The 24,362-nt window shown below is 66.9% G+C and carries 21 protein-coding genes and 4 tRNA genes; 6 read left to right on the top strand and 19 right to left on the bottom strand.

The genetic code is table 11. The annotated features are described in order from the left end of the window. Window positions 1–11 precede the first annotated feature (11 nt). From FB547_RS19910 to FB547_RS19855, 12 genes are all read right to left on the bottom strand, one after another. On the bottom strand, window positions 12–644 hold the full coding sequence (locus tag FB547_RS19910) for a DUF6806 family protein (protein ID WP_012747623.1): 633 nt from the start codon (window positions 642–644) through the stop codon (window positions 12–14). Window positions 645–666: 22 nt separating this feature from the next. Then, window positions 667–758, bottom strand: a tRNA-Leu gene (locus FB547_RS19905). A 110-nt stretch (window positions 759–868) separates the two neighbouring features. Then, window positions 869–942, bottom strand: a tRNA-Cys gene (locus tag FB547_RS19900). Between the two features lie 64 nt (window positions 943–1,006). Next, window positions 1,007–1,082, bottom strand: a tRNA-Gly gene (locus tag FB547_RS19895). A gap of 54 nt (window positions 1,083–1,136) precedes the next feature. Further along, the gene (gene lon, locus FB547_RS19890) at window positions 1,137–3,578 is read right to left on the bottom strand and encodes an endopeptidase La (protein WP_145745176.1); all 2,442 of its coding nucleotides are present in this window, start codon (window positions 3,576–3,578) and stop codon (window positions 1,137–1,139) included. A 119-nt stretch (window positions 3,579–3,697) separates the two neighbouring features. After that, complete coding sequence (clpX, locus tag FB547_RS19885; RefSeq protein ID WP_012747621.1) at window positions 3,698–4,963, bottom strand: ATP-dependent Clp protease ATP-binding subunit ClpX; 1,266 nt, start codon at window positions 4,961–4,963, stop codon at window positions 3,698–3,700. A gap of 123 nt (window positions 4,964–5,086) precedes the next feature. Next, entirely contained in the window at window positions 5,087–5,695 is a 609-nt protein-coding gene (gene clpP / locus FB547_RS19880; protein WP_012747620.1) for an ATP-dependent Clp endopeptidase proteolytic subunit ClpP, read from the bottom strand. Window positions 5,696–5,808: 113 nt separating this feature from the next. After that, window positions 5,809–7,122 carry a trigger factor gene (gene tig / locus FB547_RS19875; protein WP_145745174.1) on the bottom strand — a complete coding sequence of 438 codons (1,314 nt, stop codon included), beginning with the start codon at window positions 7,120–7,122 and terminating at the stop codon, window positions 5,809–5,811. A gap of 26 nt (window positions 7,123–7,148) precedes the next feature. After that, window positions 7,149–7,235 (bottom strand) — tRNA-Leu (locus FB547_RS19870). A 114-nt stretch (window positions 7,236–7,349) separates the two neighbouring features. Then, the gene (locus FB547_RS19865; protein ID WP_145745172.1) at window positions 7,350–10,508 is read right to left on the bottom strand and encodes an efflux RND transporter permease subunit; all 3,159 of its coding nucleotides are present in this window, start codon (window positions 10,506–10,508) and stop codon (window positions 7,350–7,352) included. Next, window positions 10,505–11,698: an efflux RND transporter periplasmic adaptor subunit gene (locus FB547_RS19860; protein ID WP_145745171.1), complete on the bottom strand. Its 1,194-nt coding sequence runs from the start codon at window positions 11,696–11,698 to the stop codon at window positions 10,505–10,507. The genes FB547_RS19865 and FB547_RS19860 overlap by 4 nt, the downstream gene beginning before the upstream one ends. A 96-nt stretch (window positions 11,699–11,794) precedes the next feature. After that, window positions 11,795–13,717 (bottom strand): potassium transporter Kup, encoded by a 1,923-nt coding sequence (locus tag FB547_RS19855; RefSeq protein ID WP_410000807.1) that lies wholly within the window; start codon window positions 13,715–13,717, stop codon window positions 11,795–11,797. A gap of 73 nt (window positions 13,718–13,790) precedes the next feature. Between FB547_RS19855 and hpnC the strand changes: the two genes are divergently transcribed. The 5 genes from hpnC to FB547_RS19830 are packed head-to-tail and all read left to right on the top strand — an operon-like array spanning window position 13,791 to window position 17,428. Beyond that, on the top strand, window positions 13,791–14,702 hold the full coding sequence (hpnC, locus tag FB547_RS19850; RefSeq protein WP_145745170.1) for a squalene synthase HpnC: 912 nt from the start codon (window positions 13,791–13,793) through the stop codon (window positions 14,700–14,702). Next, window positions 14,699–15,538: a presqualene diphosphate synthase HpnD gene (gene hpnD, locus FB547_RS19845; protein WP_145745168.1), complete on the top strand. Its 840-nt coding sequence runs from the start codon at window positions 14,699–14,701 to the stop codon at window positions 15,536–15,538. The genes hpnC and hpnD overlap by 4 nt, the downstream gene beginning before the upstream one ends. Beyond that, window positions 15,535–16,794, top strand: coding sequence for a hydroxysqualene dehydroxylase HpnE (hpnE, locus tag FB547_RS19840; protein ID WP_261380344.1), 1,260 nt, complete (start codon window positions 15,535–15,537; stop codon window positions 16,792–16,794). The genes hpnD and hpnE overlap by 4 nt, the downstream gene beginning before the upstream one ends. Then, window positions 16,791–17,093 carry a hypothetical protein gene (locus FB547_RS19835; protein ID WP_145745166.1) on the top strand — a complete coding sequence of 101 codons (303 nt, stop codon included), beginning with the start codon at window positions 16,791–16,793 and terminating at the stop codon, window positions 17,091–17,093. The genes hpnE and FB547_RS19835 overlap by 4 nt, the downstream gene beginning before the upstream one ends. 29 nt (window positions 17,094–17,122) lie before the next feature. After that, entirely contained in the window at window positions 17,123–17,428 is a 306-nt protein-coding gene (locus tag FB547_RS19830) for an NIPSNAP family protein (RefSeq protein ID WP_145745235.1), read from the top strand. Between the two features lies 1 nt (window position 17,429). Here FB547_RS19830 and FB547_RS19825 read toward each other — a convergent pair whose 3' ends face one another. Continuing rightward, window positions 17,430–18,161 (bottom strand): HAD family hydrolase, encoded by a 732-nt coding sequence (locus FB547_RS19825; protein WP_145745165.1) that lies wholly within the window; start codon window positions 18,159–18,161, stop codon window positions 17,430–17,432. Between the two features lie 15 nt (window positions 18,162–18,176). Here FB547_RS19825 and hemH point away from each other — a divergent pair, with 15 nt between their 5' ends. Then, a complete protein-coding gene (gene hemH, locus FB547_RS19820; protein WP_145745164.1) occupies window positions 18,177–19,241 on the top strand; it encodes a ferrochelatase in 1,065 nt (354 codons plus the stop codon). Here hemH and FB547_RS19815 read toward each other — a convergent pair. From FB547_RS19815 to FB547_RS19790, 6 genes are all read right to left on the bottom strand, one after another. After that, a complete protein-coding gene (locus FB547_RS19815; protein ID WP_145745163.1) occupies window positions 19,223–19,729 on the bottom strand; it encodes a DUF1993 family protein in 507 nt (168 codons plus the stop codon). The two genes, hemH and FB547_RS19815, sit on opposite strands and share 19 nt — an antisense overlap. A 53-nt stretch (window positions 19,730–19,782) precedes the next feature. Next, a complete protein-coding gene (locus FB547_RS19810; protein ID WP_145745162.1) occupies window positions 19,783–20,670 on the bottom strand; it encodes an alpha/beta fold hydrolase in 888 nt (295 codons plus the stop codon). After that, window positions 20,667–21,734, bottom strand: a complete 1,068-nt coding sequence (locus FB547_RS19805) for a branched-chain amino acid ABC transporter permease (protein WP_145745161.1) — start codon at window positions 21,732–21,734, stop codon at window positions 20,667–20,669. Before FB547_RS19805 ends, FB547_RS19810 begins: the two co-directional genes overlap by 4 nt. Window positions 21,735–21,747: 13 nt before the next feature. After that, window positions 21,748–22,728, bottom strand: a complete 981-nt coding sequence (locus tag FB547_RS19800) for a branched-chain amino acid ABC transporter permease (protein WP_145745160.1) — start codon at window positions 22,726–22,728, stop codon at window positions 21,748–21,750. Beyond that, a complete protein-coding gene (locus tag FB547_RS19795; protein WP_145745159.1) occupies window positions 22,725–23,453 on the bottom strand; it encodes an ABC transporter ATP-binding protein in 729 nt (242 codons plus the stop codon). The genes FB547_RS19800 and FB547_RS19795 overlap by 4 nt, the downstream gene beginning before the upstream one ends. Before the next feature lie 139 nt (window positions 23,454–23,592). Beyond that, the gene (locus FB547_RS19790; protein WP_145745158.1) at window positions 23,593–24,360 is read right to left on the bottom strand and encodes an ABC transporter ATP-binding protein; all 768 of its coding nucleotides are present in this window, start codon (window positions 24,358–24,360) and stop codon (window positions 23,593–23,595) included. Window positions 24,361–24,362 lie beyond the last annotated feature (2 nt).

The following is a 24,362-nucleotide window of genomic DNA, read 5'->3' as shown; positions in this document are numbered from 1 at the left end:
GCCCGATCGGATCAGTGCAGGTGGCGCGGGCGGCGGCCGCCCCCATGCCCACCGCCGCTGCCACTGCCGCCGGTGCCGCGCGGCCGCTTGCCGATTTCGAGCGAATTCACGAGCGCATCGAAGCGGTCGCTGAACAGGCGGTCGATCTCGGACACCACGCCACCGAGCTCGGCGCCATCGAAGTGGCGCTCCATCAGGTTGACGACGTCTTCCACCAGCAGGTCGCGCTGCACCTGCATGATCGCGGCCGGATTGGGGCCGACGAACAGCATCAGGAAGTCGTCGCGCGATTCTTCGTCGGGATCGCCCTCTTCCTCGTCGAAGTCGGTGTCGTAGAAGGTGACCTCGATGGCGGCGCCGCGCTCGGACAGTTCGTTCAGGGCCATGCACATCTCGTCGAGCGCCTGGCGAAAGTCTTCGTCGCCCGGCACCGTCCAGCAGATCTGGAGCATGTGATCCTTCTGCTCGAAGCGGATGCCGGGTTCTTCTTCGTAGGTGCTCGTCGCGCCGTCGGCCAGCGACTTGGCACCCGCATAAGCCCACAGCGGCTTGAGCGCTTCCTGGATCTGGTCGAAGCCGACGTCGGAGCGCAAAGGCACGTCGCCGTGCACATGGATTTCAAATGGAGCGTTGTAACGAGGCATGGAGTGCTCCCTTGTCTAAATGTGGTGCCCGGAACGGGGATCGAACCCGTATGCCCCGATTAAGGAAGCGGCGGATTTTAAGTCCGATGTGTCTACCAATTTCACCATCCGGGCCTCGGGTTGAACATCGACGATAACCCAAACGAAACGGGCCCCGGCAACGCAGGTTGGCGGGGCTGGTTTTTTCGATGGAGGGCGGATCGAACTTGATCAGAGGGAGAGAGTGGAGGCGCGACCCGGAGTCGAACCGGGCTAGACGGATTTGCAATCCGTTGCATAACCGCTTTGCTATCGCGCCACGCTGCTGAAAACGAAATCGAATTCGCGAAAAAAAGGGAAGCAGCGCTTCCCTTTTTCAAAACTGGAGCGGGAAAAGAGTCTCGAACTCTCGACCTCAACCTTGGCAAGGTTGCGCTCTACCAACTGAGCTATTCCCGCGTTTCGAGCCTCGAATTATAGAACACTTTTTCGGGGCTCGGCAAGTTCTGTCGATCAATGTTTGACGGAGCCCTCTGAAGCCGGCGTGCCCGCGCGCTGCTTGGCCAGTTCGGCCACAGCAGCCGCGGAGGCGGCAACCTCCTCGTCCGACAGCGGCTCGGGCATCTTCTCGAGCGCGATCTCCAGGACCTTGTCGATCCACTTCACGGGCACGATCTCGAGGCCGTTCTTCACGTTCTCGGGAATGTCCTGCAGGTCTTTCGCGTTCTCTTCGGGAATCAGCACGGTCTTGATGCCGCCGCGCAATGCGGCCAGCAGCTTTTCCTTCAGGCCGCCGATGGCCGTGACCTCGCCGCGCAGCGTGATCTCGCCGGTCATGGCGACGTCCGCACGCACGGGAATGCCCGTGAGCGCCGACACGAAGGCCGTGGTCATTGCGGCACCCGCGCTCGGCCCGTCCTTGGGCGTTGCGCCATCGGGCACGTGGATGTGGATGTCGCGCTTCTCGAACACCTCGTCCTTGATGCCCAGGCGGCGCGAGCGGCTGCGCACCACGGTGCGTGCGGCCTCGACCGATTCCTTCATGACGTCGCCGAGCGAACCGGTGCGGCTGATCACGCCCTTGCCGGGCATGGTCACCGCCTCGATGGTGAGCAGGTCGCCTCCCACCTCGGTCCAGGCCAGGCCGACCACCTGGCCCACCTGGTTCTGCTTCTCGGCCAGGCCGAAGCTGTACTTGCGCACGCCCAGGAAGTCGTTGAGGTTGGTGCCATCCACCGTGACCTTGGGCGTCATCTGCTTGAGCAGCAGGCCCTTGACCACCTTGCGGCAGATCTTGGAAAGCTCGCGCTCGAGCGAACGCACGCCGGCTTCGCGCGTGTAGTAGCGCACGATGTCGCGCACGGCCTCCTCGGTGACGAGCAGTTCGTCTTCCTTGACGCCGTTGTTCTTCATCTGCTTGGGCAGCAGGTACTTGATCGCGATGTTGGTCTTCTCGTCCTCGGTGTAGCCCGAGAGGCGGATGACTTCCATCCGGTCGAGCAGCGCCGGCGGGATGTTCATCGAGTTCGAGGTGGCGACGAACATCACGTCGGAGAGGTCGAAGTCGACCTCGACGTAGTGGTCGCCGAAGGTGTGGTTCTGCTCGGGGTCGAGCACCTCGAGCAGCGCGCTCGAAGGATCGCCGCGGAAGTCGGTGCCCAGCTTGTCGATCTCGTCGAGCAGGAACAGCGGATTGCGCGTGCCGATCTTGCTCAGCCCCTGCAGCACCTTGCCCGGCAGCGCGCCGATGTAGGTGCGGCGGTGGCCGCGGATCTCGGCCTCGTCGCGCATGCCGCCGAGCGCCATGCGCGTGTACTTCCGGCCGGTCGCCTTGGCGATCGACTGCCCGAGGGAGGTCTTGCCCACGCCGGGCGGGCCCACGAGGCACAGGATCGGCGCCTTGACCTTGTCGACGCGCTGCTGCACCGCGAGATATTCGAGGATGCGGTCCTTGACCTTCTCCAGGCCGTAGTGGTCGGCATTGAGCACCGCCTCGGCATTGGCCAGGTCGTGCTTGATCTTGGTCTTCTTGCTCCAGGGCAGGCCGACCAGCACGTCGATGTAGTTGCGCACCACGGTGGCTTCGGCCGACATGGGCGACATCAGCTTGAGCTTCTTGAGCTCGCCCTCGGCCTTCTTGAGCGCTTCCTTGGGCATCTTGGCGAGCTTGATCTTCTTCTCGATCTCCTCGATGTCGGCGCCCTCTTCGCCCTCGCCGAGCTCCTTCTGGATCGCCTTGACCTGCTCGTTGAGGTAGAAGTCGCGCTGGTTCTTTTCCATCTGGCGCTTCACGCGGCCGCGGATCTTCTTGTCGACGTTGAGGATGTCGACCTCGCGCTCGAGCTGGCCAAAGAGGTTCTCGAGGCGCGACTTGACGTCGTCCAGGTCGAGCACGGCCTGCTTGTTGTCGAGCTTGAGCGGCAGGTGCGCGGCGATGGTGTCGGCCAGACGGCCCGGATCGTCGATGCTGGAGATCGACGTGAGGATCTCGGGCGGGATCTTCTTGTTGAGCTTGACGTACTGGTCGAACTGCTGCATCACGGCGCGGCGCAGCGCCTCGACCTCGGTGCCTTTCTCGCCGCTCGCGGTCGCCTCGACGGGCGTCACGTTGGCCGAGAAGTGGGTCTCGCCGTCGTCGATGCGGTTCACGCGGGCGCGCTGCTGGCCCTCGACCAGCACCTTCACGGTGCCATCAGGCAGCTTGAGCATCTGCAGGATGGTCGAGACGCAGCCCACCTCGAACATGTCCTCGACCGAGGGCTCGTCCTTGGCGGCGGCCTTCTGGGCCACCAGCATGATGCGGCGCTCGGCCTCCATGGCCAGTTCGAGCGCCTTGATGCTTTTGGGGCGCCCCACGAACAGAGGGATCACCATGTGGGGGAACACGACCACGTCGCGCAGCGGCAGCAGCGGCAGGTCGATCGCGTCGGCAGGCAGGGGGGTATGACCGGACATGAATATCCTTTGATTGATCAGGCAAAGATGGATGGGTGTTCGGGCATTTCAAGCCCATGCACCCGGTCTTTGTCGAAGGCGCCGGACGCCTTGCTGGAAAGTGCCGGCGCCGCGTTCACTCAGGCCTTCTTGGCCGCTTCGCGGTACACGAGCAGCGGCGGCTTGTTTTCGTCGATTGTGGATTCCTCGACCACAACCTTGTCGACGTTGGTGGCATTCGGCAGCTCGAACATGGTGTCGATCAGCGACTGTTCGAGGATCGAACGCAGGCCCCGCGCGCCCGTCTTGCGGGCCAGCGCCTTGCGCGCGATGGCCTTGAGCGCCGCGGGGCGGATCTCGAGGTCGACGCCTTCCATCTGCAGCAGCTTGGTGAACTGCTTGACCACCGCGTTCTTGGGCTCGGTCAGGATCTGCACCAGCGCGTCTTCGCTGAGTTCGGCCAGCGAGGCCACCACGGGCATGCGGCCCACGAGTTCGGGGATCAGGCCGAACTTGATCAGGTCTTCGGGCTCGACTTCGCGGAACACCTCGGTGATGCTGCGCTGCGCCTTGCTCTTGACCGAGGCGCCGAAGCCGATGCCCGAGGCTTCGGTGCGGTTCTCGATGACCTTTTCGAGCCCGGCAAAGGCGCCGCCGCAGATGAACAGGATGTTGGTCGTGTCGATCTGCAGGAAGTCCTGGTTCGGGTGCTTGCGCCCGCCCTGGGGTGGCACGCTGGCCATGGTGCCTTCGATGAGCTTGAGCAGCGCCTGCTGCACGCCCTCGCCCGACACGTCGCGCGTGATGGACGGGTTGTCGGACTTGCGCGAGATCTTGTCGATTTCGTCGATGTAGACGATGCCGCGCTGGGCGCGCTCGACTTCGTAGTTGCAGCTCTGCAGCAGCTTCTGGATGATGTTCTCGACGTCCTCGCCCACGTAGCCGGCTTCGGTCAGCGTGGTGGCGTCGGCCATCACGAAGGGCACGTCGAGCATGCGCGCGAGCGTTTGCGCGAGCAGCGTCTTGCCCGAGCCCGTGGGGCCGATCAGGAGGATGTTGCTCTTGCTGAGTTCGACGTCGTCGCCCTTGGCCTTTTCCTTGTGGCGCAGGCGCTTGTAGTGGTTGTAGACCGCCACCGACAGCATGCGCTTGGCCGGCTCCTGGCCGATCACGTAGTTGTCGAGGTTGGTCTTGATTTCCAGCGGCGTGGGCAGGTCGCTGCGCGCCTCGCGCGCCTCTTCACCGGCCGGGAGCTCGTCGCGGATGATTTCGTTGCAAAGGTCGATGCACTCGTCGCAAATGAAGACCGAAGGGCCCGCGATCAGCTTCTTGACCTCATGCTGGCTCTTGCCGCAGAACGAGCAATAAAGCGTTTTTTCGCTGGAGGAGCCTTTTTTTTCGGCCATGGACAGGTGCCTCGTAAAGGGGTGGGGACAATGATAACTAAACAAAAACGGCGTTTCCCGTGTGGGAAACGCCGGTTTTTGCCTTTTTGGCGCCGCCGGCGCCGCGGCACGGGCTCAATTGCCTCAGCTGCGCTTCGCAATGACCTGGTCCACCAGGCCGTAGTCCTTGGCTTCGTCGGCCGTGAGGAAATAGTCGCGTTCGGTGTCCGACTTGACTTTTTCGAGCGGCTGGCCCGTGCGTTCGGCCAGGATGCGGTTCATCTGGTCCTTGGTGCGCAGGATGTCGCGGGCATGGATCTCGATGTCCGTGGCCTGGCCGCGCGCGCCGCCGAGCACCTGGTGGATCATGATCTTCGAATTGGGCAGCGAGAAGCGCTTGCCCTTTTCACCGGCCGCCAGCAGGAAGGCGCCCATGCTGGCCGCAAAGCCGATGCACATGGTGGAAACGTCGGGCTTGATGAACTGCATGGTGTCGTAGATGGCCATGCCGGCGCTCACGCTGCCGCCCGGGGAGTTGATGTAGAACGAAATGTCCTTGTCCGGGTTTTCGCTCTCGAGGAACAGCAGCTGCGCCACCACGAGGTTGGCGGTCTGGTCGTTCACCTCACCCACCAGGAAAATGATGCGCTCCTTGAGGAGACGCGAATAGATGTCGTAGGACCGCTCGCCGCGGCCCGACTGCTCGATGACCATCGGGATCATGCCGAGGCCTTTGATTTCCTGTGCGCTCATTGAATTGCTCTCCGGAAAAGGGTTCGTTCGCTGTTCGAATTTACTGTACGCCTGAGTGAAATGGGGCTCGTGCCGCAAAGCACAAGCCCCATTGGCATGCAGGCGGCGGCGGATCAGCCTTGTTGCGCCATCAGCTCGTCGAACGACACCGACTTTTCCTTGACCTTGGCCTTGGAGAGCACGAAATCGGTCACGTTGTTCTCGATGACCACGGCTTCGACTTCGGCCAGGCGGTTGTTGTCGCTGAAGTACCAGCGCACGACGTCTTGCGGCTTCTCGTAGCTGGCGGCCAGCTCGTCGATGTGGGCCTTGATCTGCTCGGGCTTGGCCTGCAGGTTGTTGGCGCGCACCAGCTCGGCCACCACGAGGCCCAGGCGCACGCGGCGCTCGGCCTGGGGACGGAACACTTCGTCGGGAATCGGCGCCTTGTCGGCGTCCTTGATGCCGCGCTGCTTGAGCTCGGCGCGGGCGCCTTCGACCATGCGGTTCACTTCGGACTGCACGCTCGCGTTGGGCAGGTCGAGTTCGGCGTTGGCCACCAGGGTGTCCATCACGGCGTTCTTGTTGCGCGCCAGCAGGCGGAACTTCACTTCGCGCTCGAGGTTCTTCTTGATGTCGGCGCGCAGGCCCTCGACCGTGGCTTCGGCAATGCCGAGCGACTTGGCGAGCTGTTCGTTGACTTCGGGCAGGTGCGAGGCTTCGATCTTCTTCACGGTGACCATGAAGTCGGCCTGCTTGCCGGCCACGTCCTTGCCGTGGTAGTCGGCCGGGAACGAGAGCGGGAAGGTGCGGCTGTCGCCGGCCTTCATGCCGCGCACGGCGTCTTCGAATTCCTTGAGCATCTGGCCTTCGCCGACGATGAACTGGAAGTCTTCGGCCTTGCCGCCGGGAAAGGGCTCGCCGTCGATCTTGCCTTCGAAATCGACCGTCACGCGGTCGTCGTCCTGGGCCACGGCATCCTGCGCGCGCTGGGCGAAGGTGCGGCGCTGCTTGCGCAGGATGTCCAGCGTCTTGTCGATGGCCTCGTCGCCCACTTCGGCCGAGAGCTTCTCGACTTCGGCGTTCGACAGGTCGTTGATCTTGACTTCGGGGAACACTTCGAAGACCGCGTCGAAGGCGAGCTGGCCTTCGGGCGACTCTTCCTTCTCGGTGATGCGGGGCTGGCCGGCCACGCGCAGCTTGGCTTCGTTGGCGGCCTGCGAGAAGGCTTCGCCGACCTTGTCGTTCATGACTTCGTAGTGCACCGAGTAGCCGTAGCGCTGGGCCACGACGTTCATCGGCACCTTGCCGGGACGGAAGCCATCCATCTTGACGGTGCGCGCGAGCTTCTTGAGGCGCGAATCGACTTCGGACTGGATGGTGCCGACCGGCAGGGTCAGCGTGATCTTGCGTTCGAGCTTCTCGAGAGTTTCAACGGTCACGGTCATGGTGTCTTCCTTGTGAGGGGTGTGGCTGGTGCGCGGGGCCGGACTCGAACCGGCACGTTCTTGCGAACGTCAGGACCTAAACCTGGTGCGTCTACCAATTTCGCCACCCGCGCTTGCCAAATTTTTCAGGTGAATGCAAAGGCGGACGGCCCTGGTGCCGCGGGCATCCGATTGCCGGACACCCGAAGCCCAAAGACCGTCCGCCTGAAATCGGTCAACCGCGTATTTTAAGCGCTAATCGGGAGCTCTTTCGGCTCCCGCTTGACGCGGAAGGCAGCGGCGTACATTGCCGGCAGCGCCAGCAGGGTCAACACGGTGGCCACGATCAGCCCGCCCATGATGGCCACGGCCATCGGCCCCCAGAACACGCTGCGGGAGAGAGGAATCATCGCCAGCACCGCCGCCGCGGCCGTCAGCACGATCGGCCGCAGGCGCCGCACGGCCGATTCCACGATCGCGTCCCAGGCCGGCACGCCGGCCTCGCGGTCGCTCTCGATCTGGTCGATCAGGATCACCGCATTGCGCTGGATCATGCCCATCAGCGCGATCACGCCCAGGAGCGCCACGAAGCCGAACGGCCGGTTCAGCAGCAGCAGCGCACCGGCCACGCCGGCGATGCCCATCGGGCCGGTGATGAACACCAGCAGCGAGCGGCTGAAGCTGTGCAGCTGCAGCATCAGCAGCGTGAACACCAGGAACAGCATGATCGGCACGCCCGCCACGATGGACGCCGAGCCCTTGCTGCTCTCCTCGACCGCGCCGGCCACCTCGATGCGGTAGCCGCCCTCGCCGGCCGCGTGCCAGCCGGCCTCGAGCTGGCGCAGCTTCGGCAGCAGCTGCTCGGTCACCGTGGCGCCCTGCAGGCCTTCGACCACGTCGCCCTGCACCGTGATGGCGTAGTCGCGGTTCTCGCGCCACATCACGCCGGGCTCCCAGCTGAACACCGGCCGGGCAATCTGCGTCAGCGGGATGGAGCGGCCCGAGGTCGTGGGCAGGTAGGCATTGCCGATGTCCGAGATGGCCTCGCGCTCGTCGGCCGACTGGCGCAGCACGATGTCGATCAGCAGGTCGTTCTCGCGGTACTGGCCCACGGTGGTGCCGGAGAACATCGTCTTGGACGCCTGGGCGATCGCCTGGCTGGTGACGCCGAGCGCGCGCGCCTTGGCCTGGTCGACCTCGAGCCGGATCACCTTGACCGATTCGTTCCAGTTGTCGTTCACGCCGCGCATGTTGGCGTTCTCACGCAGCACGGCCTTGACCTCGTCGGCATGCGCGCGCAGCTGGGCGGGGTCGGTGCCGATCACGCGGAACTGCACCGGGTACGGCACCGGCGGCCCGTTGGGCAGCAGCTTGACGCGGCCGCGCACCTCCGGGAATTCCTGCGCCAGCAGCGCCGGCAGCTTGATGCGCAAGGTCTCCCGCACCTTCAGGTCCTTGGCCAGCACGATGAGCTGCGAGACGTTGGTCTGCGGAAAGACCTGGTCCAGCGGCAGGTAGAAGCGCGGCACGCCGGAGCCGATCCAGGTGCTGACCGTCTTCACGCCCTCTTCCTTCATGATGCGCTGCTCGACGCGCTTGGCGACCTCTTCGTTGGCCGCGAACGAGGTGCCTTCGGGGAACCAGATGTCCACCATGATCTCCGGCCGGCTCGAATCCGGGAAGAACTGCTGCTGCACCTTGCCCATGCCCACGATGCCGAGCGCGAAGATCAGCACCGTGGCGCCGATGGTCAGCCAGCGGTGCTGCACGCACCAGTTCACGGCGCGGCGGAAGTTGTTGTAGAACGGCGTGTCGAACAGTTCGTGCGGCGGTGCATCGGGGTCGTGCGGCTTGACCTTGAGCAGCAGCGTGCCCAGGTAGGGCACGAAGTACACGGAGACGATCCACGACAGCACCAGCGCAATCACCGTCACCGCGAAGATCGCGAAGGTGTATTCGCCCGTGACCGACTTGGCGATGCCGATCGGCAGGAAGCCCGCGGCGGTGATGAGCGTGCCGGTCAGCATCGGCTTGGCCGTCACGTCGTAGGCGAAGGTGGCGGCGCGCACCTTGTCGTAGCCCTCCTCCATCTTTCGCACCATCATCTCGACCGCGATGATGGCGTCGTCCACCAGCAGGCCGAGCGCGATGATCAGCGACCCCAGCGATATCTTGTGCAGCCCGATGCCGAAGTAGTTCATGGACAGGAAGGTCACGGCCAGCACCAGCGGGATCGTGATGGCCACCACCAGCCCCGGGCGGATGTCGATGTACCAGCCGAAGCGCCCGCCCTTGTGCAGGCCCAGCGAGATGATGCTCACGGCCAGCACGATGGCCACGGCCTCGATCAACACGCCGACGAATTCATTGACCGAGCTGGACACCGACACCGGCTGGTCCTGCACCTGCGCGAGCTTCACGCCGGCCGGCAGGCGCTGGTCGATCTGCGCGGTGGTGGCACGCAGCGCCTTGCCCAGCGCGATGATGTCGCCGCCCTTGGCCATGGAAACGCCGAGCGCAACGACCTCCTTGCCCTGGTGATGCACCTTCACGGCCGGCGGATCGATGTAGCCGCGGTGGATCTCGGCAATGTCGCCGAGCCTGAGCTGGTTGCCCGAGCTGCCGCGGATCGGCATCTCGCGCAATTGCTCGACGCTGGTGAACTGCCCGCCCACGCGCACCTGCACCACGTCGAGCGGCGACTGGATCGTGCCCGCGCTCTCGATCGCGTTCTGCGAGCCGAGCTGGGCCAGCACCGCGTTGAAGTCCAGCCCCAGCTGCGCGACGCGCTTCTGCGAGATCTCGATGTAGACCTTCTGGTCCTGCACGCCGAACTGGTCGACCTTGGCCACGTCCTTCACGCGCAGCAGCTGCTGGCGCACCTCGTCGGCCAGGGTCTTGAGTTCGGCCGGGCTGAAGCCTTCGCTCTCCAGCGCGTAGATCACGCCGTAGACATCGCCGAAATCGTCATTGAAGAAGGGGCCCTGCACGCCCGGCGGCAGCGTGTTGCGCATGTCGCCGACCTTCTTGCGCACCGTGTACCAGACGTTGGCCACGTCGGCGGCCTTGGACGAGTCCTTGATCTGGAAGATGATCTGCGACTCGCCCGGCTTCGAATAGCTGCGGATCTTGTCGGCATACGGCGCCTCCTGCAGCGTGCGCTCGAGCTTGTCGGTGACCTGCTCGGCCACCTGCTGCGCGGTGGCGCCGGGCCAGTAGGTGCGAACCACCATGGCCCGGAAGGTGAACGGCGGGTCTTCGTCCTGGCCGAGCTGGAAGTACGCGAAGGCGCCCAGCACCATCAGCACCACCATCAGGTAGCGCGTGAGGGGCGCGTGGTCCAGCGCCCATTTGGAAAGATTGAAGCCGGCGGGCTTGGTGGCGGTGGTTGCTGCGCCTTCCGTCATTTGGAAGCACCTGCAGCGATCTCCTTCTTCGTGGCCGCCACGGCCTCGACCGGCTGCGCCGATTCCTTCGCGTTGGCGGCTGCCGCTGCAGCCTCCTTCGACTGGTAGATGGTGACCTTCTGCCCCGGCGAGAGCACGTGCACGCCCGCGGCCACGACCATCATGCCGGGCGTGAGCCCGGCGCCGATCACAGCCTCGTTGCCGTCGGCCGTGACCACCTGCACGGGCTGCGATCGCACCGTCATGGTCGGCTTGTCGAGCACCCAGACCGAGGTGCCCTTGCCTTCCTGGCGCAATGCGCTGGTCGGCAGCTTCATGACCGCGCCGCCGGTGCGTGCCAGCGCCTGCGGGCGGGCGTACACGGTGGCGCCGAGCGCCGGCGAGGTGGCGGCGTCGATCGCCACCTTGACCGCGTAGGTGCGCGTGACCGCGTCCGCGCTGGCCGCCACCTCGCGCACCTGGCCCTGCAGCTCGCTGCCGCCCGACCAGCCGCGCACCGTGACCGGCGAGCCGGGCTTGATCAGCGCGGCGCGGTCTTCGGGCACCGCGAACACCACGTCGCGCGCGCCATCCTGCGCAATGCGCACGACGGGCGTTCCCGCCTGCACCACCTGCCCGGGCTCGGCTTCGATCGCGGTGATGATGCCGGCCACGTCGGCCACCAGCGTGGTGTAGCTGGCCTGGTTGCCCTGCGAGGAAAGCTGGGCCTGTGCCTGCTCGAGCTGCGCCTGCGCGGCCTTCCAGGTGGATTCGCGGCGTTCCAGCTCGGCCCCGCTGATGAAGTTCTGCGCACGCAATTCGGTATAGCGCTTGAGATCGGCCGCCGCGAGATCGCGGTTGGTCTGGGCCGCCGCCAGCTGCGCGCGCGCCGCTTCAGCGGCCAGCCGGTAGTCCTGCGGATCCAGCTGGGCCAGCACCTGGCCGGCCTGCACGTGCTGGCCGAGCTCGGCCTGGCGCCTGGTGATCTTGCCCGCCACGCGGAAGCCCAGCCGGGATTCGACGCGCGCCCGGACTTCGGCCGAGAACTCGGGCTGGGCCTCGAAATCGCTGGTGCCCACGGTCACCAGCTTGACCGCGCGCACAGGTTCCTCGGCCGGCTTCGACTGCGAACAGCCGGCCAGGAACAAGGCGGGAAGCAGCAGCCAGGCGGCACCGCGGGCAAGAGGAGAAAAGCCGGAAGAGGCAGTCATGAGACACCCTAGAAAGGTCGAACCCGGTCATTACTGACCCACTGGTTAGTAATTTAGGGTAAACCTCAGGGGCTGTCAATCGCGATTCGGGGGTCGTCAGGTCCTCTGCCCCATTTCGACCAGCCGGTTGTCCGGCAGCTCGAAATAATCGGACGCGCGGCCCGCGTTGCGCTGCAGCCAGCCGAAGAGCGCGCGCCGCACCGGGTTCATGCCGGGCAGGTTCTCCTCCCCCACCGAGGCGCGCGAGACGAAGTAGGAAGTGGTCATCGAATCGATGGCCAGCGTCTTCTGGTAGGCGAGGATGCGGATGAATTCGGGCACGTCGGGCCGCTCCATGAAGCCGTGGCGCGCCGTGACCACCCAGATGCCATCCATCAGCTGCTCGGCCTCGATGCGCTGGCGCGCGTCCACGCGGGGCGTGTCGCAGGCCAGCACCCGCAGCACGATCACCTGCTCGTGCAGCACCTGGTTGTGCTTGAGGTTGTGAAGCAGCGCATGGGGCACGGCGGTGGCATCGGCGTTCAGGAACACGGCCGTGCCGCGCACGCGGTGCGGCATGTTGAGCGCCAGCGATTCGACGAAGGACTTCAGCGGCATGCTTTCGGCCGCGGCCGCCTCCAGGCCCAGCCGGCGGCCCTTGGCCCAGGTGGTGAACAGCAGCATCACGCCCGCCGCCACGGCCAGCGTGAGCCAGCCGCCTTCGGCGACCTTGAGGCTGTTGGCCACCACGAAGGTCAGGTCCACCGCGGCGAAAGCCGCCACCCCGAGCACCACCGCCACCCTGTTCCAGCGCCAGAGCCCCCAGGCCACGACGCCCGCCAGCAGCGTGGTGGCCACCATCGTGATCGACACCGCAATGCCGTAGGCCGCCGACAGCGCGCCCGAACTGCGAAAGCCCAGCACCAGCAGCAGCACACCCGTCATCAGCAGCCAGTTGACCACCGGCACGTAGACCTGGCCGATGGCCGAGCCCGAGGTCTGCACCACGCGCATGCGCGGCAGGTAGCCCATGCGCATGGCGTGGACGGTAAGGGAAAAGGCGCCGGAGATCACGGCCTGCGACGCGATGACGGTCGCCATCGCGGCCAGCGCCACCATCGGCACGACGCCCCACGAAGGAAAGAGCCGGAAGAAGGGGTTGTCGACGGCCGCAGGCTCCGCCAGCACCAGCGCGCCCTGCCCGAAGTAGTTCAGCACCAGCCCGGGCAGCGCGATGAAGAGCCAGGCAAGCCGGATCGAGCGCGCGCCGAAGTGCCCCATGTCGGCATACAGCGCCTCGCCGCCGGTAAAGGCAAGAAACACCGCGCCCAGCACCGCCAGCGACTGCAGCCGGTGCTCGACAAGGAAGCCGATGGCCCGGCGCGGATCGAGCGCCGCCAGCACCTGCGGATGCTGCAGCACCTGCCAGCCGCCCGCGACGGCCAGCACCAGGAACCACAGCAGCATGACCGGCCCGAACACCTTGCCCACGGCACCGGTGCCCTTGCGCTGCACCGCGAAGAGCCCGAGCAGGATCAGGATGGTGATCGGGATCACCACCCGCTGCAGCACCGGCGCCTGCACCTCCAGCCCCTCGACCGCCGACAGCACCGAGATGGCCGGCGTGATGAGGCTGTCGCCATAGAACATGGCCGCGCCGACGAGGCCGAGCACCCCGATGGCGTTCCATAACCAGGGCCGCGTCCGCGGGCCCCCAGCCGCATTGCGCGCAAGCGCCTGCAGGGCAAGAATGCCGCCCTCGCCGTCGTGGTCGGCGCGCAGCACGAACACCACGTACTTGAGCGTGACCACGAACATCAGTCCCCAGAAGATCAACGAGAGCAGCCCCAGCACCGCGTCGGGCGTGAACGCCACGCCGTGCTCGGGGTTCAGCGTTTCCTTGAAGGCGTAGAGCGGCGATGTGCCGATGTCGCCGAACACCACCCCCAGTGCGGCAATCATCAGGCCCGGTCCGGCTGCATGGGGCGCCTCGCCTGTCGTTGGAATCGGGGCGGCGGGAGCCTTCGTCGGTGGATTCATGAAGAAATGGGGAAATGGGGTGGCGGCAACGCCGCGAGCATAGTCTGCGCCGCGTGTCGCGGACAATCGCGGCGTGCCTGCACCACCCCACATTGCCGCGCCGCCGGCGCATTACGAGAACTTCCCCGTGGCCTCCTGGCTGTGCCCGCCGCATCTGCGCGCGCCGATTGCCGCGATCTACCATTTCGCTCGAACCGCGGACGACATCGCGGACGAGGGCGATGCCTCGCCCGGCGAGCGGCTGGCCGATCTTCGCGCCTACCGCGAAGAGCTGGCGGCGGCCGCGCGCGGCCAAGCGACGCGCTCCTCGCGCTGGCCGCAGGTGTTCGGCCCACTCGCCCACACCATCGCGCAGTTCAAGCTCCCCGAAGAACTGCTCGCCGACCTGCTGAGCGCCTTCATGCAGGACATCGAGAAGACCCGCGACGGCGCAAGCTATGCCGACCGCGCCGAACTGCTCGACTACTGCCGCCGCTCCGCCAATCCGGTCGGCCGCCTGCTGCTGCATCTGTACGGCGTGAACGACCCGCAGGCGCTGGCGCAAAGCGACGCCATCTGCAGTGCGCTGCAACTCATTAATTTCTGGCAGGACCCGAGCGTGGACCTGCCGCGCGGCCGCTTCTATCCGCCGCTCGCCGACTGCGCCCGGCGCGGCCTGGCGCGCGAGAGCTTCAAGGTCTTCATGCCGCTGGCCGAGGCGCCGCCCCCGCAGGAAGCCATCAACCTGATTGCCGTCGAAAGCGCCTGGGCGCGGGAGCTGATGATGCAGGGCGCGCCGCTGGTCCATCGCCTGCCCGGCCGCGCCGGCTGGGAGCTGCGCTTCGTCGTGCAGGGCGGCCTGCGCATTCTCGACAAGATCGAGGACCTGGGCTTCGACACCTTTTCGCAGCGCCCGAAAATCGGCAAGGCCGATGCGCCGCTGCTGGCCTGGCGGGCCCTGCGGATGCGGAGACAATTGCGGCCCATGAAAGCGCCCCTCCGATGACTCCCGAGCAATACGTACAAGACAAGGCCGCCGCCTCGGGCAGCAGTTTCTATTACGCGTTTCTGTTCCTTCCCAAGCCGCGGCGCGCCGCGATCACGGCCTTCTATGCCTTCTGCCGCGAGATCGACGACGTGGTCGACGAGGTCAGCGACCCCGGCGTGGCCGCGACCAAGCTGGCCTGGTGGCGCACCGAGGTGGCGCAATCCTTTGCGGGCCCGCCGCGCCATCCCGTGATGCAGGCGCTGGTGCCGCATGCCGCCACCTACGGCATCGAGCCCGGCCAGCTCAACGAGGTGATCGACGGCTGCCAGATGGACCTCGAGCAGACCCGCTACCTCGACTTTCCCGGCCTCGCGCGCTACTGCCACCTGGTGGCCGGCGTGGTGGGCGAAGTCGCGGCGCGCATCTTCGGCCAGACCGATCCGCAGACCACCGCCTATGCGCACAAGCTCGGCCTGGCGCTGCAGCTCACCAACATCATCCGCGACGTGGGCGAGGACGCCCTGCGCGGCCGCATCTACCTGCCAGTGAACGAGCTGCAGAAATTCGACGTCAAGGCGCACGAGATTCTCAACCGGGTGCATTCGGAGCGCTTCGTGGCGCTCATGAAGTTCCAGGCCGAGCGCGCGCATGCGGCGTATGACGAAGCCCTCGCCCTGCTGCCCGCCGCGGACCGCCGCGCACAGAAGCCCGGCCTCATGATGGCCAGCATCTACCGCACGCTGCTGCGCGAGATCGAGCGCGACGACTTCCAGGTGCTGAACCAGCGCGTAAGCCTGACGCCGGTGCGCAAGTTCTGGCTCGCATGGAAGGTCCAAGCGTTGGGGCGCATTTGAGAACAGCCGTCGTCGGCGCCGGCTGGGCCGGCCTCGCCTGCGCCGTCGAAGCCAGGCGCCTCGGCCATGCCGTGACGCTTTATGAAGCGGCGCACATGGCGGGCGGGCGCGCGCGGCGGGTCGACCACATGCATGGGCTGGTGCTCGACAACGGGCAGCACATCCTGATCGGCGCCTACACCGCAACGCTCAGGCTGATGCGCGAAGTGGGCGTCGATGTCGACCGGGCCCTGCTGCGGCTGCCGCTCTCGCTGCGCTTTGCCGATGGCGGCGGCCTGAAGCTGCCCCGGCTGCCCGCGCCGCTCGACCTGCTGGCGGGCATCTTCACGGCGCGCGGCTGGTCATGGCGGGACAAGTCCACGCTGCTGCGCACCGCCGTGCAATGGCGCCTCGCCGGATTCCGCTGCGCCGCCGGCACCACCGTGGCCGCGCTCTGCACCGGCCTCACGCCGCGCGTGATGGAAGAGCTGATCGAGCCGCTGTGCGTTTCCGCGCTCAACACGCCGATCGATCAGTCGAGCGGCGAGGTGTTCCTGCGGGTGCTGCACGACGCCCTCTTCAGCGGCAGCGGCGGCGCCGACCTGCTGCTGCCGCGCGTCGACCTGGGCGCGCTCTTTCCCGATGCGGCCCTGGCGTGGCTCGCGCAGCACGGCACAACGCTGCGCATCGGCACGCGCGTGCACGCCATCTCGCCCGAAGGCGCGGCATGGCGGGTCGACGGCGAGCATTTCGACCACGTCGTTCTGGCGTGCGCGCCCTGGGACGCGGCGCGGCTCGTGCGCGCGTCCGGCGCGGCGGCGCAGCGCTGGCGCGAAACCACCGAAGCCCTGCGCTTCGAGGCCATTGCCACCATCTACGTGCGCGGCGCCTCGCCGCTTGCGCAGCCGATGCTGGCGCTGCGCAGCCATCCCGCCACTGCACCGGCGCAATTCGTGTTCGATCGCGGCCAGCTGGGCGGGCCGGAAGGCGTGCTTGCCCTGGTGGTGAGCGCGAACGAGACGCCGCGCGAAACGCTGGAGCAGCAGGCGCTTGCGCAAGCCGCCGCGCAGCTCGGCCAGACGTCGCTGCAGATCGTGCAGACCGTGGTCGAAAAGCGCGCCACCTTCGCCTGCGTGCCCGCGCTCGCACGGCCGCCGATGCGCATCGCACCCGGCCTGCAAGCCTGCGGCGACTACACCGAAGGCCCCTACCCTGCGACACTCGAAGGCGCGGTCCTGAGCGGACTGGCCGCTGCCAAGGCATCGACAACACCATGACCGAACTGCGCTACCTGGATTTCGACTACAGCGAAGACACCGAGGGCCACGGAACCTTCGATGCCATGGCCTCGACCGTGCCTGCAAGAACACACGAAGTGCTTGCCGAGATCGCCCAGGTGCTGGCCTGGGCCGATGCCACCTTTCCCGATGCGCGCGGCGCGCTCGACGACGGGGCAGCCTGGGACTTCGATCTGCAGCAGGCCCGCGAAGCGCCGGAGCTGGACACGGTGACCTTCTCGCTCAGCGGCACGCAAGATTTCTGCACAGCGCTGCGCGCGCACTTCGGCCTGGACTGACGGCCGCTCTGCTCATGACGGAAAGAACCATGGTCACCTGCTACCTGCGCTACATCGTCGATCCCTACAAGCTCAAGGAATTCGAGCACTACGGCAAGCTGTGGATTCCGCTGGTCCGGAAGTTCGGCGGCCAGCACCACGGCTATTTCCTGCCGTCGGAAGGCGCGAACAACGTGGCGCTGGCGATGTTCAGCTTTCCGAGCCTGGCCGCGTACGAGCAGTACCGCTGCGATTCGATGCAGGACCCCGAATGCCAGGCCGCCTTCAGGTACGCCGAGGACACCCGCTGCATCCTGAGCTACGAGCGCAGCTTCTTCAGGCCGGTTTTCTCGTAGCTCAGGCGCCGAGCGCCACGCACAGCGCGTGCAGGTTCGGCACGATCAGCTGCGGCCGCGCGCCATGCACCCACGGGCGCTCGTCGCGCACCAGCCAGGCTGCCTGCATGCCGGCGTTGAGCGCACCGACCACGTCGAGCTCCGCGTCGTCGCCCACGTGCAGCACGTCCTTGGGCAGCAGGCCGACCGATGCGGCCGCAGCACGGAAGATCGGCGCATGCGGCTTGCCGCTGCCGAAGGCGCGCGCGCTGAATGCGGTGCGGAACCAGCGGCCGACCCCGGTCTGGTGGATGTCCGCATTGCCGTTGGAAACCGCCACCAGCGGATAGCGCTCGCTGAGCCACTTGAGGGCCGGCAGCGCGTCTTCGTAGAGCGTCACGCGCTGGCGTTCGGCAAAGAAGGCGTCGAAGGCCGGATCGGCCAGCGCCGGGTCTTCGCCCGCGTGCTTCAGTGCCGCGCGGATCGACTCGCGGCGCAGCGCGCTCAGGTCGTGCGCGAGGTCGGAGCGCTCCTTGGCGGTGGCTTCGCGCAGTTCGCGCAGAACGCCCGGCGTGAGCAGCAGCGAGGCGGTCTTGGGTGCCTCGCGCAGCAGCCATTGCTGCAGCACGGTCTCGGCGCGCTCGATGGTCGGCCAGATCGGCCAGAGGGTGTCGTCCAGGTCGAGCGAGATCGCCGAGATGCGCTTGATGTCGAGGGGCGCGGCGCTTGCCGGCGCCGTGGAAGCGGAGGTCATGCCCGAGAATATCGCATGCCTCAAGACAATGGGAACCATGGTTCCATCGCCCCCGAACGCGCCATCGAACGCACCGCCATCCTCTGGTGCAACCTGGGCTCGCCCGATGCCCCCACCGCGGCCGCCGTGCGGCCCTACCTGGCGGAGTTCCTGGGCGACCCGCGCGTGGTCGAGATTCCCAGGCTGCTCTGGGCGCTGATCCTTTACGGCATCATCCTGCGCGTGCGGCCCGCCAGATCGGCCGCCAAGTACGCGAGCATCTGGATGGCCGAGGGTTCGCCGCTGAAGGTGTGGACCCGCAAGCAGGCCACGCTGCTCGCCGGTTGGCTCGGCGAGCGCGGCCACCGCGTGGCGGTGCACGACGCCATGCGCTACGCCAGTCCGTCGATCGCTTCGCGCCTCGATGCGCTGCAGGCCGAAGGCGCCACGCGCGTGCTGGTGCTGCAGGCCTATCCGCAGTATTCGGCCACCACCACGGCCAGCGTGATCGACGCGGTGAACGACTGGAGCCGCCGCCAGCGCCGCATACCGGAGTTCCGCTTCGTCAACCAGTACCACGACGACCCCGCCTACATCGAGGCGCTGGCACTCGGCATCGAAGCGCACTGGAAGCGCGAAGGCCGCGGCGAGCTGCTGCTGATGAGCTTCCACGGCATTCCGCTGCGCAACATCGCGCTCGGCGATCCCTACCAGGCCCAGTGCCTCGAAACCGCGCGCCTGCTCGCGGCGCGGCTGGGCCTTGCGGACACCGGATACCGCGTGACCTTCCAGTCGCGCTTCGGCCGCGCCAAATGGCTCGAACCCTACACCGAGCCGACCCTGCGCGAGCTCGGCGCGAGCGGCGTGAAGCGCGTCGACGTGGCATGCCCGGGCTTTCCGGCCGACTGCCTCGAGACGCTGGAGGAAATTGCCATGGAAGGCCGCGAAGCCTTCCTGCATGCGGGCGGCGAAGCCTTCAGCTACATCCCCTGCCTCAACGACAGCTCGGCGTGGATCACCGCGCTGGCGGGCATTGCCGAGCGCAACCTCGCGGGCTGGCCCACCCGGCCCGCCGCCAACGCTCAGAACTTGCCCAGATAGTCCATCTTGCCGATGGGCATGCCCTTGTGGCGCAGCACATCGTAGGCCGTGACCACGTGGAAATAGAAATTGGGCAGCGCGAACTGCAGCAGGTAGCGCTGCGCCGTGAAATGCGCCTCGCCTTCGCGCGTCTTGATAGTCACGGGGCGCTCCTCCTGGCCGTCGACCAGCGCGCGGTCCACGGACGCGAGGAAGTCCTGCGTCTTCGCGATGCGGGCCAGCAGATCGTCGTAGGTCTTTTCCTCGTCGGGAAAGCTCGGCGCCGCGATGCCCGCGATGCGCGCCACGCCGAGCTTCGAGGCATCGCTCGCGCGCTGGATCTGGCCGGCCAGCGTGAGCATGTCCGGCGCGAGCCTCGCGTCCACCAGCGTTGCCGGATCGATGTCGTTGGCCCGGGCGTGCGCCAGGCTCTTCTCGAGCAGGTGGGTGAGCTGGCCGAGTCCGCGGGAGAAGACCGGCACGGAGAGGTCGTACATCGAAAGCGCCATGGCGTGGATCCTTGTGGTTGGAAGTCGGCGGCGATTGTCTCGCCGACACGCGCCTAGCGGCCGGCGGCCCGGATAAACCCTTCGATCAGCTGCAGTTGTTCGGGCACGTTGAGCGCGGGCGCGTGGCCGCACCCCTGGATTTCGACGACCTTCAGCAAGCCGGCGGCGCCCGGCCCCCGCTGCTGCATCTGCTGCGTCACCTCGGGCAGCACCAGGTCCGACTCGGCGCCGCGCAGGCACAGCACCGGCGCCTCGATCACGTCGTAGTGCGGCCAGATCAGGTAGTCGTTGTCGTGCGCGCTGAACTGCCGGACCATTGCCGGGTCGTAGTGCGGCGTCACGCGGCCATCGGGCAGGCGGCGCGTGGAGCTCTCGGTCAGGCGGCGCCACTGCGCATCGCTGAGCCAGCCATAGGGCTTGTAGACGGTGCGGAAGAATGCCTCCAGCTCGGCCACCGTGCCGAACGCGGGCGGCTCGCCGGCATAGGCGCGGATGCGCTCGATGGCCGCCTGCGCGAGCTGCGGCGCGTTGTCGTTGAGCGTGAGGCTCGCGATGCGCGCCTTCATGCGCGGCTCGAACAGGCCCGACGCGCAGACCGTGCCGATGGCGCCGCCCATCGACGTGCCGACCCAGTGCACGCGGTCCAGGTGCAGTTCGTCGCACAGCGCGCCGGCCAGGCGCGCATAGAACGAGAGCTGGTATTCCTCGTCGGGCAGCGGGCTCCACTGGCTCAGGCCCCGGCCGAGGGTGTCGGGGCAGACCACGCGGAAGCCGCGCGCTGCAAAGTGCTGCGCCAGTTCGTCCATGTCGCGGCAGGTGCGCGCGAGGCCGTGCCAGGCAATGACCACCGGCGCATCGGGTGCGCCCCAGTCGAGCCAATGGATTTCGCGGCCCGCGAGCTGCGCGTAGCGGGAAGACGGAACGAGGAGATCGTTGCTCATCGTGCAGCCCTCGCCCTGAGCTTGCCGACGATGCCGGTGGGAAAGTAATAGACCGAGAGCACGAACAGCACGCCCAGCCACAGCAGCCAGCGGTCGGGCGACAACAGCGCCGCGAGCCACGGCAGCCCGCTCGCGGCCTCGCTGCCGACGCGCAGCAGGTCCTGCAGGTAGCTTTGCGCCACCACGAACAGCACCGCGCCAATCGCCGCGCCGTAGATCGTGCCCATGCCGCCGATCACCACGATCAGCAGCACGTCGATCATGATCTCGAAGCTCAGCGAAGTGTCCGGCCCGTTGTAGCGCAGCCAGATCGCGAGCATGGCGCCGGCCAGTGTGGCGAAGAGCGCCGACAGCACGGCCGCCGTGGTGCGGTACACCACCACGCGGTAGCCGATGGCCTCGGCGCGGAACTCGTTCTCGCGGATGGCCTGCAGCACGCGGCCGAAGGGCGAATTCACGATGCGCAGCAGCGCGAGCATCAGCACCACCGCCGCCACGAAGAGGAGGTAATAGCACAGCAGCCGTCCGTCGAGCGAGACGCCGAGGAAAGGCTCCTCGGCAAACTCGAAGCTCGGCGATATCAGCTCGGGCAGCTTGAAGGTCAGGCCGTCCTCGCCGCCGGTGAAGTCCGACAGCTGCGAGGCCAGCGTCTGGAAGGCCGAGGCCACCGCCAGCGTGATCATCGCGAAGAAGATCGCGCGCACTCTGAGCGAGAACAGCCCGATCGCAAAGGAAAGCACCAGCGAGACCGCGAGCGACGCCGCGAGCCCGAGCAGCACCGCGCCCCAGCTGGGTCCGAGCCGCGACGCCGAGATGGCGATGCCGTAGGCGCCGATACCGAAGAACATGGTGTGCGCGAAGCTCACGATGCCGGTGTAGCCCAGCAGCAGGTCGAAGCTCGCGACCAGCACCACGAACACCAGGATCTTGGCGGCCACGCTGAGCGCCTTGACGCCCGGGAAGATGAACGGTGCGAACGCCAGTGCGATGAACAGCGCCAGCAGCAGCAGCGCCAGCAGGCGGCTGCGGGGCATGTCGTTGGAGAGAAGTCGTTTCAGGAACATGGCAGCTTCTTTCTCAACGATTCGCCACCGGGTACACGCCCTGCGGCCGCCACAGCAGCACCGCCACCATCAGCAGGATGCTCGCGAACTGCGTGAGCGTGGGCAGCAGGAAACCGATGTAGTTGGTCATGAGCCCCACCAGCAGCGCACCGATCAGCGCACCGCCCGTCGAGCCGAGCCCGCCGATGATGATCACGATGAAGATCAGCACGTTGACCTGCGCGCCCATCTGCGGCACCAGGTTCTGCTGGAACAGCCCCCACATCACTCCGCCCAGGCCGGCCAGCGCGCTGCCGACCACGAACACGCCGACGAACAGCCGGCCGATGCGGTAGCCGAGCGACTCGACCATCTCGCGGTCCTGCACGCCGGCGCGGATCAAGAGGCCGATCTTGGTGCGCGCGAGCGTCCATGCGAGCAGGCCGAACACCACCGCGCCCACCGCCACCGCGAGCAGCCGGTACTTGCTGATGGCCGCGTCGGCCACGAACAGCGAGCCGCGCAGCGCCTCGGGCAGCGGCAGCGGAATCTGTGCCGGGCCCCAGATCACCTTGATGAGCTCCTCGCCGATGATCATGCCGCCCATGGTGATCAGGATCTGCTTCAGGTGCTGCCCATACACCGGCCGCACGATGAAGCGCTCGAACGCGAGGCCGACCGCGCCGGCCACCGCCATGGCGACCAGCATCGCAGGGAACACGGCCACGAGGTTGCGCCACAGGTCGCCCGAGCCCGTCCAGTCGCCCATCAGGCCGAGCACGCTGCTGGCGACGAAGGCGCCCAGGGCAATGAACACGCCGTGGCCGAAGTTGAGCACGTCCATCAGGCCGAACACCAGCGTGAGGCCCGAGGCGATGATGAAGATGATCATGCCCATTGCCAGCCCCGCGACCGTGAGCGTGAGCCAGGTCGAGAACGAGCCCGTGAACGGCAGCGCGGCCAGCGCGAGGATCGGGGCCAGCAGCAGCGGCTTCCAGTCGAAGTCGAATTTCATAGAGCCAATCCAAGCAGCGATTGCTGCAGTTGCGCGTCGGCGGAGAACGCCGCCATCGAGCCGCTGTGCACCACGCGGCCGTTGTCCATCACCGCGACGGAGTCGCCCAGGCGCTGGGCGAAGTTGATGTTCTGCTCCACCAGCAGGATCGTCACGCCGCTGGCCTTGAGTTCGGCGAAGGCGTCGATCATGTTGTTGATCATCACGGGCGCAAGGCCCTTGCTGGGCTCGTCGATCAGCAGCAGCTCGCGCGGCTCGACGATGGCGCGCGACACCGCCAGCATCTGCTTCTGCCCGCCCGAGAGCTTGCCGGCCGGATGGTTCCAGAACTTCTCGACCGCGGGAAAGAGCTTGAAGATCCACTTGAGGCGCGTGTCGTCGATCTCTGCCGCGTTCCTGGCGCCGCGCGCGGCCAGCAGCATGTTCTCCTTCACCGTCAGGTCGGAGAAGATGCCCATGCTCTCGGGCACGTAGGCGATGCCGCGGCCGGCGATCTGGGGTGTCTGCATCACGGTGATGTCGGTGTCACCGAAGCGCACCCTGCCCTGCGACGCATGCCACAGGCCCATGATGGTCCGCAGCGTGGTCGTCTTGCCCGCGCCATTGCGGCCCAGCAGCATGGTGAGCTGGCCCCGCGGCACGGCCAGGTCGACGCCGTGGAGGATGTGGTACGCCCCGATGTGCGTGTGCACGCCTTCGAGGGTCAGGAGATTCTGAGTGCTCATCGGTCTTGCTCCTTCCCCTTCCGGGGGAAGGTTGGGATGGGGGCAGACGGCGCCTGAAAGGCTGCCGCGGTTAGAGGGCCGCGAGCCCCCACCCCTGCCCTCCCCCGGCGGGGGAGGGAGAAACTCATCATCAACGCCTTCATGTGGCCCCCTCCTTCGCGATGCCCAGGTACGCCTCCTGCACCACCGGCGAGGCAATCACCTCGGCCGGTTCGCCATCCGCCACCAGCGTGCCGTTGTGCAGCACGATGATGCGGTCCGCGAGCTCGCGCACCACGTCCATCTTGTGTTCGACCAGGAGGATGGTCTTGGTCTTGTCCTGCTTGAGCTTGCGGATCAGGTCGAGGATGACCGGCGCCTCGGCCGCGTTCATGCCGGCCGTGGGTTCGTCGAACATGAAGACCTTGGGTTCGAGCGCCATGAGCAGCGCCACCTCGAGCTTGCGCTGGTCGCCGTGCGGCAGGCTGGCGACCGTCGCGTGCTCGCGCGACTTCAGCGCCACGTCGGCCAGGATCTGGTCGGCGCGCTCGGTCAGCCCCTTGTGGTCGCTCCAGATGCTCCAGAGGTTGAGCCCCCGCCGGTGCGCGCCCTCGCGCGTGGCCTGCACCGCCAGGCGCACGTTCTCCAGCACCGTGAGGTTCGGGAACAGGTTGGTGAGCTGGAAGGCCCGCCCCAGCCCCGCATGCGTGCGCGCCGACGGCGCCAGGCCCGAGAGCGATTGCCCGTCGAGCGACACCGTGCCCGCGCTCGCCTTGAGCTGGCCCGAGATCAGGTTGAAGTAGGTGGTCTTGCCCGCGCCGTTGGGGCCGACGATGGCCGTCAGCGTGCCCGGCGCAAACGCGCAGCTCACGCCGTTGACGGCCACGTGCCCGCCGAAGCGGATGGTCAGGTCTTGCGTCTCAAGCATCG

Source organism: Variovorax beijingensis (assembly GCF_007828835.1).
In the GTDB taxonomy this organism is placed as follows: domain Bacteria; phylum Pseudomonadota; class Gammaproteobacteria; order Burkholderiales; family Burkholderiaceae_C; genus Variovorax; species Variovorax beijingensis_A.
The sequence above is the reverse complement of the archived record's forward strand: the minus strand, read 5'-3'. Positions and strand labels throughout refer to the sequence as shown.